A 15,472-nucleotide genomic window follows, 5' to 3' on the forward strand; every position below is an offset into this window, starting at 1 on the left:
CTCGCTTAGGAAATCAATGCGCACTGGCCAGGGAGGAAGCTACGGGCTCGAGGGCTATCTGTACCAAGTCCTCGTTTCCGTGTGGGTTGCAGTCGACGTTCTACTGGTCAACAAAAGGGCTGAGCGGGTTGAGCTTGAGCCTGCTAGCCAGGAGGACATAGAAGCAGACCTCACGAGTTCTGCCCCTCCGATGGTGGGTGCTGCGATGACCACAGACACGTACCCGCTGCGGGTCCAGGTCAAGTGCAGCTCCGGCGACACTTGGAGCGCAAAGCGACTCCGAGCGGTTTTGGAGCACGGGGGACCGAGTCGAGTCCCTGCGCTTCAGCGCCTCAATGACGAGCCGGGGGCGCGGTACCTCTTGATTACGGACAACGCCATCGCCAGCTCCCTACGGCCTATCGCCGTTCGCGACATAGGTGTGTGGCCCACCGAATGGACGGACTCTTCCAAGTTGAGCGATGACCAACGGGTTCTACGCGAGGTCTGGCCGCGGGTGGCAGTGCTCTACGGATTCCCGGAAGACCGCGTCCGAGACAAGCTCGAACGTCATCTCGAAACAACTTGCCACGTGCCAAGGTCCCGTGTTGGGCCTTGCATCGATGAACTGTATGGTCAAGCGTTGCAAAGAATGCGGGTCACAGAAGACCATACTTGGAGAAAGTCGGATTTAGAGGACTGCATCAAACGGAACGACGGTTATCTTGCGGAGTCTCGGACCGACGAGGAGTACGTCAAGCCAAAGAACTGGCACCTGCTGCTTCAGAAGCTAACCGACCAGCATGCGGTCATCATCAAGGGCGAGTCTGGTACGGGGAAGACATCGGCAGCTCGCGCACTCATATTGGAGCTACGCGAGCGCGTTCCTGGCATTGAGGTGGTTCAAGCGACAACGCCGGCAGTCGTTCGCGACTGCAGACTTCAACCGGTTGTCTTCTACCTGGATGACCCGTGGGGCAAAAGTCGCTTTGAGCCAAACGCCGAACCATGGCGCAATGAACTCCCCAGCTTGCTTCTACAGGCTGGGCCTGCACGGTTCTTTGTGGCGACGACTCGCAGCGACGTTTTCCAAAGTGCAGAGCTGGGTAAGAAGCATGCTCGGTGGTTAGCTTCTCTTGAGAGCTCAGACTACGAGCCCCGTGATAGGTTTGCGATGTTCCGTCACAGGCTAAGCGGGGTGCCGGTTGGCCTCAGACAGGTTGTGGCAGAGCAACGCGGCAACATTCTGCAAGAGCTTCGGTCGCCGTACGAGATAGACCAGTTCTTCGCGAACATAGGCGGGCTGGAAACTGTGGACACCTACCACGACCAGCGGTCACAGATTGACGAAGCGGTGCAGCAGGCACACATCGACGCGATTCAGGGCAATATCCGGGAGCAGGTCAGCAGGCGGAACGCCACCGTTGCGGCCATCGTTCTCTGGTGTTCGCTAACAGTCTCCGGCAGCGTGGACCGCGACTTTCTCCGCTCGCTACACACGAGGCTGTCGAGCCTCGACTCTCGATTCGACGACATCGGCCTGGATGAGTTGGTTGGCTTCTTTGTTGCTGGGAAGAGCTTGCGGCAGTTGGAGCGCGTGGTGAGCTATGGTCATCCTCAGGTACGGGAGGCGCTGAGACACTTCATTTCTTGCGACGTCGTTCGTGCGCAGTCGGTTCTACGAAGTTTCTGTGCCGTGGTGCTGCTTGCCTACGGTGGAGCGATGCACAGCAAGGCTGCGGAGGCACTAGCCAAGCTTTCCGCAGCGCTGCCGCGGGAAGTTGATAGGGCTTTCGTCTTCGAAGGCCAGACTGGACATCTGATGAATGACTGGTTGCTGCAGGAGGCGGCGGCTGGGCCCCAGTTCGAAGACAAGCTGAAATTGCTAGCGCGCGCTGGAACTCCCAACTTTGTTCCAGCTGAAGTCGCGCGGTTCCTGACCGAGCGCGGTTCCTGCTCACCTTTCGCTGAGGAAACGTTCGAGCCATTTCAGCCCGAGGCTGCTTGGTTTGAAGCCGCGACTGCTGAGCCCTCCACATCCTTGCTGTGTAGGCGCTTTTTGGCTTTGGTGCTGCCGCACTCGCACGAGTCTTTTCAAAGTGACTTTGACGAAATTCTCCAGCGCATTGCTGGAGACCTCACCACGGCCTATCTGGACGGAGTGCTCAATCTGGTGGAGAGCGGAGCGCGGTCGCATAACATGCGGCTACTCCTGACTCAAGCGGGTGGAGATATCGAGCGCCTGCGCCCGATTGCCGTGGAAGCACTCGCTCAGTACACGAGCATCGACTTCGATGCGACCAATGCGGAGGACTTCATCGCTGCTGAGGACTGCTATTACGGAAGCGATTACACGCCCGAGGCAGTCTATCTTTGGGAGTCGGCGTCCAACTCGGACGATGTTTTGCAGCACTTTGTTTCGGAGTTCCGCAGAGCGAAGGGATGGCAGAGCGTAGCGGCTGACAGCTCCGCGCGAGGAATGGAGGAGTGGTGGCTCAGAGCCACAGCTAGTGCTGCCGAGGACGCGCCACCAGACCCCGTTGAAGTTCAAGCGCTGCTGACCAGGACTGATGGAACCGCGATGGAGCGCAGGTTCTGGGAGCGGGCTTCGACCTTCTGGACGGCGGAGCTCGCACCCATCCTCCTTGAGCGGCTGCTCGGCCGCACCGACGACCAAAAGTTGCGAGAAGCTCTGGTAATGTGCGCCCGGTTCGCCGAAGGCGGAGCGATACTTGCGTCCGCGGCTGCGCAACTGGCCAGCCAGCAGCGGTGGCATCAATTGCTCGAGTTGCTTGTGGAAGTAGATGGTCGAGACGTCCTAGAGCATGAGGACCTCTTCGAGAACGTTGTCGAGGTTCTCCTATCGGCCGTCCCATTGCCACAGCGTCGAATGCTGGAGTGCGTCCTGCAGTTCTCGTCTCCTCTCGATGTGCCTCCTTCTGAGTTCACAGCCTTTGTCGAGGAGCTAGACGTTAGGCAGGATTGGGCGCTATTGGCCGTCATTCGCGCCAAGGCCTCGCGGGCGATAGACCCCTCGGCGATGGTTCGCCGCCTGCTGCAGACCTGCAAGCACGGTGAGGCAGCTGCGCAGTCCGTCGCCATCTCGGCCGCCTTCCTAACTGAGCCTGAGCTTCTGACGGCTGTAGAGCACAAGTTTGGAAGGGTCAGAGCTGCGGCCTTCGATGCGCTGGTATCACGAGAGGTTCGGTTGGGTGGGGAACTCTTGTCCGGTCTTGCGAAAGACCGAAGTTTTTTCGTTAAGCAAGTAATTTCGGACTACGCATGTCGCAATCCGGCACAACACAGGGCAGTGCTTCATCAACTTCTATTTGATGATTGGTGCGACGCTCAGTTCGCCTCGGAAGGTGAAAGCATCTCTCTTCCCTTCGCTTTTCGTGCCGTCGAGGCCTTGAGCTCTGCAAAGGAATTCAGCGCCACGGACGAGGAACTTTGCCTCGCAGTGGGCTTCACTTCCAGAGACCCATCTGTCAGGTATCAGGCTTTGCGCTTGGTAGTGAGCAGTGGAACGACTGAATCTCGGTCCGTTGTTGTGGACGCAGCCTTGGCGGCTACTCCGCAAGTGGGTCGACTTGAAGCAGCCGCCGCGTTAGCTGCAGAAGTGAGCTCCGTCGACCCCAAATTGGCTACCCGAATCCGAGTCGAGGACCTTCTCGAGGTCGATGCCGCTGTTGCTGTCCGCCTTGCCAAGGTTGTCGGCAGCCACTTGAATGAAGCAGCTGTAAGACACTGCGTCGAACAGATTGGAGCGGACCCTGAGAGACGGGTTCTCCTACTTCCTCTTGGAATTGGCGCAGCGCGGCGCCCAGAGCTGCTCGCGCGAATCAGAGGGTTGCTGCCGATGGACACGCCTGCGCTTCGCGTGTTCCAGCGTCCGCTAGGCGATATTCCTGTTGAATGCCTGACTCCACTGGGCGGCCATGAGGAAGTAGGGGCTGTACGGCGGGCGCTGAAACAATGGTTCGTAGAGGACTAGCGGCGGCTGGCGTTTGAGATAGCCCCCTGATTCCCCGGCCCCGTCCTGTCGCTTATCTTTGGAGATAGGAACAGGACAGTGCACATGACTAGGCATACGGAGTCAGTAGAGGTAGTCGTTAAAGACCAGCGCCGCAGGCGCTGGTCCCTCGCGGAGAAGGCGGCGCTGGTGCGCCGCACCTACGAACCAGGTATGAGCGTGTCGCTGGTCGCGCGCCAGGAGGGCGTCTCGGCAGGGCTGCTGTTCCAGTGGCGCAAGCTTGAGCGCCAGGGAGCGTTGACCGCGGTGTCGGCTGGCGAAGAAGTTGTGCCGGCCTCCGAGCTGGCGGCTGCCCGCGCGGAAATCGCCAAGCTGCAGCGCGTGCTCGGCAAGAAGACCCTGGAGAACGAAATCCTCAAGGAAGCCGTGGAGTACGCCGCAGAAAAAAAGTGGATTGTGCGCTCGCCCTTGTTGCCCGGGGACGACCAGTGAAAACGGTCTGCCGGACGATGGGGCTGGCGCGCTCGCATGTGCGCGACCTGCTCGGGCGCGAGGAGGACTGGACCGATGGCCGCAGCCACCGCACACCCACTGACGACGCCGGGCTGCTTGCTGAGCTGCGCCAAGAAATTGCGCAGCTGCCCAGCGATAGGTCGCGCCCAAGTCAGGGTAAAACACATATTTCGCGGCTTTTTTCCTCGGTTACGATGCCGCACCCTGACTCAGTGACACAGCTTTGGACTGTCGTGATTTCAGGGAATCTCTTTCGAATATTTGACTACGGGAGAAACAGCGTCGTCGATTTAGAAGCCCGGGCAGCAATACGAGGTGAGTTTGGTCGGTGGCTTCACCAGTTCTTCTCCACTCAGAAGCGAGGGATGGTTCGAACTTACGACGCCGAACAACTGTGCCGCGCTGGCGGTCTGCGAAGTGCCAGACTAGCCGACGACCTCAAGCAATTGCGAGCAGGCCTGGCTGCTGCTTGAGACTGGCGCAGTGCCTGGACAGCGCATTAGGACGCGCTTTGAGCCGTTGCTTGAGCCCGGTTGGTCGCTGGCCAAGGACAAGGCCTCGCGTCGGTACATGGTGCGAGCGAGCCGAAGCGCCTGAAGTCTGGGCGCGACGGTTGAGCCCGCCCCTCCGCGCCGGCTTTATTGCTTCCCCGTGACTCGTCATCCGCAGATGAGCGTAAGCACAGTCCTCTACCGGCCAAGCATCCGCAAAAGTGATGGTACAAATGTGTTGCCAAATGTTGTGTCCCTCGCCTTGATTGCGGTCAAGCCGCGGCACGGCAGGCCAGGCACCAGCAACACATGAAGGCCTGTCCAGGTCTTCCATCTCAGCGGGGCAACATGGCAAGGAAGAAAAAGAAGGCCGGTTCGAGCGACGCCATCGGCGTCCTCATCATCGTGGCCATTGGCGCGTTGATAGCCATTCCGAAGGAGTTCTGGATAGGGCTGGGCGTGCTCGTCGGCACCGGCGCCATCATCTATTTCTTCGGGAAGTCCAAAAAGACCTCCATGAGCGTCGAAGCGTCGACGCCCGAGCCTGCTGTGGCGGTCGAAGCAGTCGCTTCCGCGCCGCCGAGCCAAGTCCCCTGACGGCTTCTCAAATTCAAATCGAGCAGCTGCGAAAGGTAATGAACGTACCGCCGCCGCAGTCCGATTCAGTTCCCGCTGGCCTCACGCGGCGCGCGACCTTGCCTTCTAGCGGTCCACCGGCCTTTCCGTTCCCAGTACCTCCTACGACTCCCGTGGCGGTCGGGGGCAGGGGCGGCGAGAGCGCTACGCCGCAGACCGAGTTCCGCGTCCCGACAGCACCTCCGAACTTCAAGAGTGGTACGTGGGTGCCGCCGGGGGCGAGCATCCAGGTGGCAGGCATCACCATCTTGGGCGGCATGGTGTATGTCGGTACGTCGCTTAAGGCGCGCTCGGGCTCGACGGACCCGTGCCTCATTGACCCAAGTCTGTCAGTTGCGAGGTCTGGGGACTACACCGAGCGCCAAACGAACTACTGGCCTAGCTACTCCGACATCTCGGCAGCAGCGCGCCGTTCGTATCTGAACTGGCTTGCAGATGGGCGCAAGGACCCCGAAGCCGACGTCGGGTTCGTCTTCCTCTTTTTCTATGGCTTGGAGCGCCGAGCCATCATCGACGCCAACAAGGACGATGCCGCTCGTGCTGACTTGCCGGCCATCGCCGCCGAGCTGCGCCGCCTCCTGAATATCTACGGCGAGACGTCGCACTCTTTCCGGCGGTACGCCGCCGAGTTGCTCGACTGGGTCTCGCTCGTCGAGCACCCCAGCAGGCTGTACACCCTGCCGGTGCCGGAGTTCCCGCGAACTTTTGAGCTCCCGCTCTACATGCGGCTGGCGCTCGGCCAGGCGGCAGTGGACGGAGCGCCGGTCCCTGCGCATCTCGCAATCGCGTGGGCGCGGCTCGAGCCGACAATTTACCTGCGTACGCCGGCCACGAGATGCGTCGCGGAGTTCGAGAAGCTCTTTGCCGAGCAGTACCGCGCAAAGTTTGGCGACGGCATGGTGCTCAAGCGCAATCGTACGAAGCTCAAGATGGTGTATCGGGCGGCGTCTTCGGGCTTCCCAGCGTCGGAAGAGCTCAGACTCACATTCAAGGACACGCCGGATGTCACCGCACTCACCGGGCCCGTGAACACGCTCAAGGAGCTGGTGGAGGCGGCCACGCAGCCTTTGGAGTCGTACAGCCGATTCATGGGCCGCAACGCGGATGGTGGAGCGTCGCTGGAAGGCCTGCTGCTCTTGCCGGCCACGCTGTGGCCCAACAGCGTGCAAAGGGCGCTGGCGGACCTGCGGGCAAGCATGAGCGAAGGTGCGGTCGCCCTCAAGTTCAACGAGCTCCTCGCAACTCTTGGTGCCAAAACGACGTTCACGAAAGAGCGGACCCTGGCGTTGGCGCGAGCGCTGGAGTCGGTCAACCTCGGCTTTGAGCCCGACGTGCTGCAAGGCGCAAAGGTTCCAAAGCCAGAGGACGTGGTGGCCGTCTTCGTGTTGCCCACGGCTGAGGCAGCATCGCGCAAGGACAGCGCGTACCTTGCGGCGTCGCTGACTCTGGAGCTTGCATCCGCCGTCGCATCCGCAGACGGGCAGTTTGGTTTCGAGGAGGCGGAGCATCTGCGCTCCACGGTGTCGAACTGGAAACACCTCACCGGCACGCAGGTGCAGCGGCTCCTCGCCCATCTTCGCCTGTTGCGGCAGGCGCCGGCGTCGTTGACAGCTCTCAAGAAGCGGCTCGAGCCACTGCCCGTCGAAACCCGGGAAACGATTGCCACCTTCATGGCTGCGGTCGCGCAATCGGACGGCGATGTATCGCCTGCCGAGATGAAGATGCTGGAGAAGGTCTACAAGGCGCTCGGTGTCGAACCGAAAAAGGTCTTCAGCGACGTCCATGCGGCTGCATCAGGTGCGCCGGCTGCTGAGGCAGTTCCTGCAAAGGCAGGCGTGACGACGGGCTTCAAGCTTGACCCAGCACGCATCGCAGCGCTTCAGCAAGACACTGAAAGAGTGTCCGCCATGCTCGCGAACATCTTCAAAGAGGCTGAGGAGGCCATCCCACCTGTAGTTGTGCCTGCTGCCGAGCTGGAGGAGGACGACGCAACCAGCAGTACCGGCACGGAGCCTGGGCTTCTCGGGCTCGACGAAGCGCACAGCGCGCTTGCTCGCATGATGCTGTCGCGTACGCAGTGGAGCCGCGAAGAGCTGCTCGACGTCGCCGCCGACCTCGACCTGATGCTCGACGGTGCACTGGAGCGCATCAACGAGGCGGCATTCGATGCCCACGACACACCGCTGTTCGAAGGGGATGACCCCGTCACCGTGAACGCAGACATCCTTGAGAAAGTTGAACCATGACAAGTCCGACCATTCGGCCACGCGACAGGGATGCGGTCATTCAGTCCCTGCGCGCAGGCGTCGTGCCCCGCGCTGGGCAGCACCTCATCCAGGTCGGCCGCACCCGCGAAATCGAGACCTTGGTGGCCGACATCGAGCGCGTCGCCGATGGCGGCTCTGCATTCCGGGTCGTCATCGGCGAGTACGGCGCCGGCAAGACGTTCTTCTTGAATCTCGTTCGAGCTGTAGCGATGGAGAAAAAGCTGGTGGTGGCCAGCGCCGACCTGAATCCAGACCGGCGCCTGCATGCCAGCGGTGGCCAGGCGCGCTCGCTCTACGCTGAGCTCATGCGCAACCTGGCGACGCGGACCAAGCCCGACGGCGGTGCCCTCAACGGCATCGTCGAGAAGTTCATCGCAACGGCCAAGTCCGAAGCCAAGGCAGCCGGGCAGCCCACAGAAGCGGTCCTGCGGCAGAAGCTGGACCAACTGACCGAACTGGTCAACGGCTACGACTTTGCGGACGTCATCGCCGCGTACTGCCGCGGCTACGAAGAGGGCAACGAGCAGCTCAAGTCCGACGCCGTGCGCTGGCTCCGCGGGGAGTTCAGTACGAAAACGGACGCGCGCGCCGCGCTGGGAGTGCGTTCCATCGTGGACGACGCTGCGGTTTACGACCAGCTCAAGTTGATGGCGCGCTTCGTTCGCCTCGCGGGCTTCGCCGGCCTGCTGGTGAGCTTGGACGAACTTGTGAATCTCTACAAGCTGGCCAACACACAAGCACGCAACGCGAACTACGAGCAAATTCTGCGCATCCTCAACGACTCGCTGCAGGGGTCTGCCGTTGGCCTGGGCTTCGTGCTGGGCGGCACACCCGAGTTCCTGCTCGACACACGTCGCGGCCTGTACAGCTACCCCGCGCTTCAAAGCCGTCTGGCGCAGAACACTTTTGCGGCCAATGGGCTGGTTGACCTCAGCGGCCCAGTGGTGCGGCTGACGAGCCTCACTCCAGAGGACTTCTACGTCTTGCTGCAGAAGATTCGCAGTGTCTACGCGCTGGGAGACCCAGCCAAGCACTTGGTGCCGGACCACGGTATCGCGAGCTTCATGGAGCACTGTTCGAAACGCGTCGGCGATACGTACTTCCGAACTCCTCGGACGACCATCACGGCGTTCATCAACCTGTTGGCAGTGCTCGAGCAGAACGCTGGTGCCTCCTGGCAAGAGCTTCTGGGCGGCATTGAGGTCGCAGTGGATGGGGGCGCCGCTGCCGACCAGGCCGTAGAAGCGAATGACGCCGACGAGTTCGCGTCGTTCAAGATGTAGCTCCGCCCCGGATGTCGGAGTCCAGCGCCTTCTACTTGCTTGAGGAACGCATCCAGCGCTTCATCTGGAGCGAGGGCTGGGAGTCGCTGCGAGACGCGCAGGAGGCGGCCATTCCCCTGGTGCTCAAAGGGGACCGCGACGTCATCGTTGCCGCCGCGACTGCAGCAGGCAAAACCGAGGCAGCATTTCTGCCCGCGCTGACGCACGTCCTGCAGTCAGATGGTCCCCGACTCATCGTCTATATCAGCCCGCTCAAAGCGCTCATCAATGACCAGTTCGGGCGTCTGGACCGCTTGTGCGAGCAGCTTGAGATTCCGGTGTGGCCCTGGCATGGCGACATCTCGTCATCGGTCAAAGCCCGCTTCCTGAAAAAGCCAGAGGGAGTCCTGCTCATTACCCCGGAGTCGCTGGAGGCGCTGCTCTGCAACCGCGGGACCTCCGTTGGGACCGCATTCAAAGGGGTCGCCTTCTTTGTCGTTGATGAGCTCCATGCCTTCATCGGCTCTGAGCGTGGCAAGCAGCTTCAGTCGCTGATGCATCGCGTAGAGCAGGTTCTTGGACGAACTGTTCCTCGCATCGGACTGTCTGCGACCCTCGGCGACATGGGCCTAGCCGCAGGCTTCCTGCGGCCAGGTCGTGGAGCTGATGTGGCGCTGGTGACCTCGGCGGCCTCGGGCAACGACCTACGTGTCCTGGTCAAGGGATATGAAGAGCCGCAAGTTGTGCGTGGGGAGGGCGACGACGCCGAGCAGGAGCCGATGACGCCGGCCCAGATTGCTGCCGAGCTCTTCAGCGAGCTGCGGGGAACGAACAATTTGGTGTTCCCGAACTCGCGCCGAGAAGTCGAGCGGTACACACACCTGCTGAACAAGCTGTGCTTGGACCGCCAGGTCCCGAAAGAGTTCTGGCCTCATCACGGTAGCCTGTCTGCCGAGATTCGCTCCGAGACCGAAGCCGCGCTCAAGCAAAAGGAGCAGCCTGCTACGGCCGTTTGCACGAACACGCTGGAGCTCGGGATTGATATCGGAGCGGTGAAGTGCGTGGCGCAGATTGGGTCGCCGCCGACGGTTGCATCACTCCGTCAACGGCTGGGACGTTCGGGGCGCCGCAAAGGCGAGCCGGCCACGCTCCGCGGCTTCTGCATTGAGAACGCGCTGGGCGGAAAGCCTTCGCTGGCCGACGAGCTGCGGCTAGATACGGTCCAAATGACAGCGATGATTTCGCTGCTGATTGACCGCTGGTTTGAGCCACCCATGGCGCACGGTGCCCACCTGTCAACGCTGGTGCAGCAGATGCTGTCGTTCATCGCGCAGAACGGAGGAGCACCCATCGGGCAGCTGTACGACCTCTTCTGCGCCAAATCCAGGCCCTTTGAGGGCGTGTCGAAAGGCGAGTTCGTTGAGCTCGTTCGCCACCTTGGCCAGAAGGAGCTCCTGATGCAGGACAGCGCAGGAACGCTGCTGCACGGTCGTGTTGGCGAGAAGCTGGTCAACCACTACACGTTCTACGCCGCGTTCGCGGCGGACGAGGAGTTCCGCATCGTCGCCGGGGGCAAGTCGCTGGGCTCATTGCCGGTGTCGCAGATGCTGTCGGTCGGACAGCGCATCCTCTTCGCGGGAAGAACGTGGAAGGTGGAAGAGGTCGATGACGAACAGAAGGTCATCTACGTTGTTCGGTCCGGTGGAGGAGCGCCGCCGCTGTTTTCCGGAGGGCCTGGCCAAGTGCACACCCGCGTGCGTCAACGCATGCGGGAATTGCTGGAGTCCGAAAGCACGCCGTCTTACCTGGACGCCGTGGCCCGGCGCTTCTTATCTGAGGCACGCGCCAACTACAAGGCTCGGGACCTGAAGAACGTGTACCTGCTTGACCTTGGCGGGCACGTCCAGGTCATGACGTGGTTGGGAGATGCGGCCAATGAGGCTCTGGCCTGTCTGCTTCAGAGGCTGAAGTTCGCTGCCGCTGCGTCAGGGCCTGGAGTCGAGGTCGCGAAAAAGGGCACTGTGGAAGACCTTCGAGACGCACTTGTCGACATTGGAAGTGAGGACGCTCCACCGCTAGAAATGCTCTTCGCTGAGACGAAGAGCTTGGGTCGGGAAAAGTGGGATTGGGCCCTTCCAGACCCGCTCTTGAGGAAGGCTTACGCCAGCTTGCACATCAATCTATCGGAGGCGATTGCATGGGCGAAGGCCATTTGTTGAAGTCCGCTGCTGTGCCGGTGATGCACGCTGGGTCAGCTTGAACACAGCATTGCAGGCAGGTCGGGCGAGGGGAGACATACTCGCCGTTCCCTGTCTTGTCTAAATCCTAGGAGAAGTTTGTGCCCGAGCTTGAGCTCACTGGTGACCACGTTGCGCGTTTGGGCGACGAGGACCTGCGTTTGTTGGTTGTCAAACTTTGCGAGGCTGAGTTGAGGCGCGGCGGTCAAGGCACCTCATCCGTGCTTGCGGGGGGAAACCAGACAGCCCCAGACGGCGGCTTGGATGTCCTCGTGCAGCGACAAGATGGCCCCCATGTTGTGTCGACCACCATACCAACGCTTGCGTCCGGCGGCGTTCCAGCCGAGGCTGCTAGCGGAGTGTTCGACAAGCCGGAAGCGGGCAGCTTGCCTGACTTCATTCCTCGTTTGGAGACCGGTTTTCAGGTCAAGTGCGAGGACATGCCCGCTGGTCAAATCGCAACGGAGATGCGTCCAAAGGGCGTGCTGCGGGACTCCATCAAGGAACTGATTGCCCACAAGGGGGCCTATGTCATCGTGAGCTCGAAGGGCTCTGTGGCAGTCGGGCCTCTCAAGAACCGAATCGCGGCAATGCGTGCTGCGGTTGCCGACGTCGCCGGCTTCGAGGACTTGCATCTCGACTTCTACGACAGGGACCGGTTGGCTCGTTGGGTACGCGAGTATGCGGGGGTTGAGATGTGGCTGCGTGAGCGCATTAACGCGCGCCTCACGGGCTGGCAGGGTTACGGCACCTGGGCAGGTCCAAAGTCGGGCGGAACCTATCTGGTCGATGACACCACCCGAATGATTGAGCGCGCAGGCGGAGCGTCATCCTCGGCATTGTCTGTTCACGCTGGGGTCGACCGCATGCGGTCGGCTCTACGGTCATCCGGTGGGATAGTTCGCCTTGTTGGCCTGTCGGGCACGGGAAAGACCCGTTTGGCTCAGGCGCTCTTCGAGACCGGGGTCGGTAAAGCCGAGCCGCTCGACCAAGCCCTTGTGCTGTACACCGATTTGGGTAACGTTCAGGAGCCTAGCGCGCGGGAGATGCTTGTGTGGCTTGGTACTGCGGGGCAGCCTGCAATTGTGGTGGTGGACAACTGCAACCCAACTGCGCACCGTGCCTTGGTGAACGTCGTCGAGCAATATGAGGGTCATCTGAGTCTGCTGACAGTCGAGTACGACGTCGCAGATGACGACACTCCCGATGCGACCGAGGTGTATGAGCTTGCACCCGCGTCGGACGTCGTTCTTGAGCAGCTTCTGAAGCAACGGTCGCCTGGTCTATCCAACGCTGACCGCGGGCGCATCATCGAATTTTCCGGAGGCAATGCGCGTATTGCGTTGGCGTTGGCGGGAACCGTTGGAAAGGGCGAGTCGGTTGCGGTCTTGAACGACGCTGAACTGTTCGGTCGGCTGTTCAGGCAAGGGCAGTCGGACGAACCTGAGCTCCAGGCCGCGGCAGAGGTCTGTGCACTGGTGTACTCCTTCGATGGAAAGGACACCACAAGTGACACTTCTGAGTTAAAGCTTCTCGCGGATTTGGGCGGACTGACGGTTAACGGGCTCTACAAGCACGTTGCATCCCTGCTTCAGCGCGACCTCGCTCAGTCGCGGGGCAAGTGGCGCGCCGTCTTGCCTCCGGCACTCGCGAACCGATTGGCGAAGCAGGCGCTTCGAACCATTCCAGCCGCAGACATTACGCAGACCTTCGCAAGGTGCGAGCGGTTGCTGCTTTCGTTTAGCCGCCGGCTGAACTACCTCCATGATTCTCCGGAAGCTCGAGAGATAGCCGAAGGGTGGATGGAGGATAAGAACTGGCTCTCTAATCCAGGCAAACTCACCGATGCGCGCAGAAAACTTTTTTTCAACCTGGCGCCGCTAGTCCCAGGCAAGGTTCTCTCGGCCATGGAGCGCACGCTCGACGATGCACATGCAGCCGACTTTGCTCAACGAAATAGGTACTCCTTGCATGCTTGGAGCACGCTGCTGCGCCACTTGGCCTATGAACCTCAGGCCTTTGACCGAGCTGCGACTCTTCTTTTGACGCTCGCAGAGCATGAGGACAGAGAAAGCATCGATTGCCTGGGAGCATGGAAAGAGACGTTTCAGATGGCTCTCTCCGGCACGATGGCATCTCCGTCGCAGCGTGCCCAGCTTCTCAAGCGGTTGATGGCTACGGCGTCAGGACGGCGACGGACGCTCGTGTGGGCGGCGGTCGATGCAATGCTCGCGGTAAGCCAAATTTCATCAACGCACGAATTCTCCTTTGGTGCGCGGCCTTACGGGTATGGATGGGCACCGACCGCTCGTGCCGACCAAGTTGAATGGTTCGAAAGCGCCTTCTTATTGGTTCGTCAGATGATGGCGCAGGGAGCCGACGGGCGTACCGCTGCTCGTAATGCTGTCGCAGCTCACTTCCGAAGTGTGTGGGGCTATCGTTTGACCGACCAAGTCACAGCGCTGGTCCAAGAGCTGGCCGGTGCAGACGAGTGGCTCGAAGGATGGGCAGCGGTAAGAGCTGCCATTCGATTTGATGGCGAGGACATGGACCCGGAGATGCTAGGAGCACTTCGGAAGCTGGCTGAAGCGCTCAGACCACAAAGTCTCGGCGGCCTAGTGCGCGCCTTCACGCTAATCCATGGCGCGGGTACCTTGGACGTAGCCGACTTCATCGACGAGTCTGAGGAGGAAGAGAATCAGAATGAAGTTCCGCCCTCGGACCGGGTGGATGCGCAGGTCGTTGCATTCGGAGCCAGTCTCGCCGACCAAGAAGCCCTGCTACGGGAACTGTTGCCCGAACTGCTTCATCAGGAGCGCGGACGCGTTTTCCTCCTGGGGCTTGGAATTGGCCGGGCGTGCAAGGAAAAGCTCCGAATTTGGGGACTTCTTCGAGATGGCTTCTTGATGGCTTCTGATGCGCCCAGGGTTGACCTCCTAGCTGGATTTCTGAAGGGTGTTCGAGAGCAGGAATCTGTGACGGCCGGGCAGATGTTGGACGGCGCGGTGACAGATGCAAAGCTGGACGCCCACTTTCCTGGACTGCTTGGTGTGCCTCAAGACGACCAGGATGGTGAACGCCTTATCGCGTCAATGAAGCGAGGAACCGCTAAGCCGGCTTGGTACCGCTTTGGTCTAGGAGGCGCAGGGGTTGGCGGTCTGTCAGTTGCGAAGTTCTGTGACGCAGTCGAACAACTAGCTGCAATGGAGGAGGGATACTTCGCCGCTATCGATACACTGTCTTGGCAGATTCGACTTCATAAGCGTCCCGGCTCTTCTGCTCTGCGCGAGCTTGTGCCGCTTGCCCGCCGCCTGCTTGAGCAACTCGACTTCACCGCGCGTGAGCGAAACTCTGCGTCGCGAGTGAATCCTGTGGTGGAACTAGCGCTGACTGGGCCGGAGGCGTTCGAAGCAGCCACAAGGTTCGCATCACGATTCGCGGCATCTTTTGGCGAGCAGGGCAGCTACGGCGATGAGTATCACAAGGTAGCTTGCACGCTGTTCAGCCTGCAACCCCTAGCAGCGCTGGAAGCGTTCTTTTCCGCCAATCGGCCAGTGTTTAACCTTCCTTTTCGCGCTCGATTTATCGCACGCCACGGGTCAATGGTGGACTGCGCCCCGCATGACGTTGTACTCGATTGGGTCGCTGCGAACCCCGAGGCGCGAGCACCTCTCGTGGCTCGGGAGGTGAGCTTCGTTGCATCGGAGGGGAGGTCGGCCTTTGCAAACGCCGGCGAACGAGACGAGAAGTCTGCTGCCCTGAATCCGCTGGTGCGTGGCTTGTTGAAGCTTGCGCCTGACAAGGTAGCAGTACTTGAGGGGTTCGGCAAAGAGCTGACACCAAGCTACTACATCGGGAGTCTGAAGCAAGTCTTGGCGCCCCAAATCGCGGTTCTGCGGGAACTCAGTCAAGATGCGGATACCACTATTTCAAGCTGGTCGCTGGAGGTCCTTGCCCGACTTGAGCGACGAATTGAGAATGATGGTCCGGAGGACTTGTCGCCGCAGGAGACGTTCGAGTAGCCGGCAGGACGGTGAGTACCTCGCTTTTGCGCGAGCACCGACAACGCTTCGTGGTCGCGAGACTGGTGCAGGGCTTCGATGGCGCAACGGAC

General features: G+C 60.9%; 6 protein-coding genes and 1 pseudogene. All 7 read left to right on the top strand.

What is annotated here, in order from left to right; translation table 11 throughout:
- Nucleotides 1-16 precede the first annotated feature (16 nt).
- The 7 genes and pseudogenes from DES41_RS21015 (at nucleotide 17) to DES41_RS21045 (ending at nucleotide 15,380) form a co-directional block, all read left to right on the top strand.
- Nucleotides 17-3,973 (top strand): nSTAND3 domain-containing NTPase, encoded by a 3,957-nt coding sequence (locus DES41_RS21015; RefSeq protein WP_147282909.1) that lies wholly within the window; start codon nucleotides 17-19, stop codon nucleotides 3,971-3,973.
- An 84-nt stretch (nucleotides 3,974-4,057) separates the two neighbouring features.
- A pseudogene (locus tag DES41_RS21020) lies at nucleotides 4,058-4,599 on the top strand (transposase); the annotation flags it as partial.
- Nucleotides 4,600-5,304: 705 nt separating this feature from the next.
- Nucleotides 5,305-5,553 (top strand): hypothetical protein, encoded by a 249-nt coding sequence (locus DES41_RS21025; RefSeq protein ID WP_114469629.1) that lies wholly within the window; start codon nucleotides 5,305-5,307, stop codon nucleotides 5,551-5,553.
- 269 nt (nucleotides 5,554-5,822) lie between these two features.
- Nucleotides 5,823-7,838 carry a tellurite resistance TerB family protein gene (locus DES41_RS21030; protein ID WP_245965807.1) on the top strand — a complete coding sequence of 672 codons (2,016 nt, stop codon included), beginning with the start codon at nucleotides 5,823-5,825 and terminating at the stop codon, nucleotides 7,836-7,838.
- The gene (locus DES41_RS21035; RefSeq protein WP_114469631.1) at nucleotides 7,835-9,142 is read left to right on the top strand and encodes an ATP-binding protein; all 1,308 of its coding nucleotides are present in this window, start codon (nucleotides 7,835-7,837) and stop codon (nucleotides 9,140-9,142) included. Before DES41_RS21030 ends, DES41_RS21035 begins: the two co-directional genes overlap by 4 nt.
- Before the next feature lie 11 nt (nucleotides 9,143-9,153).
- Nucleotides 9,154-11,340 carry a DEAD/DEAH box helicase gene (locus DES41_RS21040; RefSeq protein ID WP_114469632.1) on the top strand — a complete coding sequence of 729 codons (2,187 nt, stop codon included), beginning with the start codon at nucleotides 9,154-9,156 and terminating at the stop codon, nucleotides 11,338-11,340.
- 119 nt (nucleotides 11,341-11,459) lie between these two features.
- Nucleotides 11,460-15,380 (top strand): hypothetical protein, encoded by a 3,921-nt coding sequence (locus DES41_RS21045; RefSeq protein ID WP_114469633.1) that lies wholly within the window; start codon nucleotides 11,460-11,462, stop codon nucleotides 15,378-15,380.
- Nucleotides 15,381-15,472 lie beyond the last annotated feature (92 nt).

This window comes from Pseudorhodoferax soli, assembly GCF_003337555.1.
In the GTDB taxonomy this organism is placed as follows: Bacteria; Pseudomonadota; Gammaproteobacteria; order Burkholderiales; family Burkholderiaceae_C; genus Pseudorhodoferax; species Pseudorhodoferax soli.

Coding starts and splice junctions, on each gene's coding strand:
- DES41_RS21015 (WP_147282909.1), top strand. CDS start 17: ATGCGCACTGGCCAGGGAGGAAGCTACGGGCTCGAGGGCTATCTGTAC.
- DES41_RS21040 (WP_114469632.1), top strand. CDS start 9,154: ATGTCGGAGTCCAGCGCCTTCTACTTGCTTGAGGAACGCATCCAGCGC.
- DES41_RS21035 (WP_114469631.1), top strand. CDS start 7,835: ATGACAAGTCCGACCATTCGGCCACGCGACAGGGATGCGGTCATTCAG.
- DES41_RS21025 (WP_114469629.1), top strand. CDS start 5,305: ATGGCAAGGAAGAAAAAGAAGGCCGGTTCGAGCGACGCCATCGGCGTC.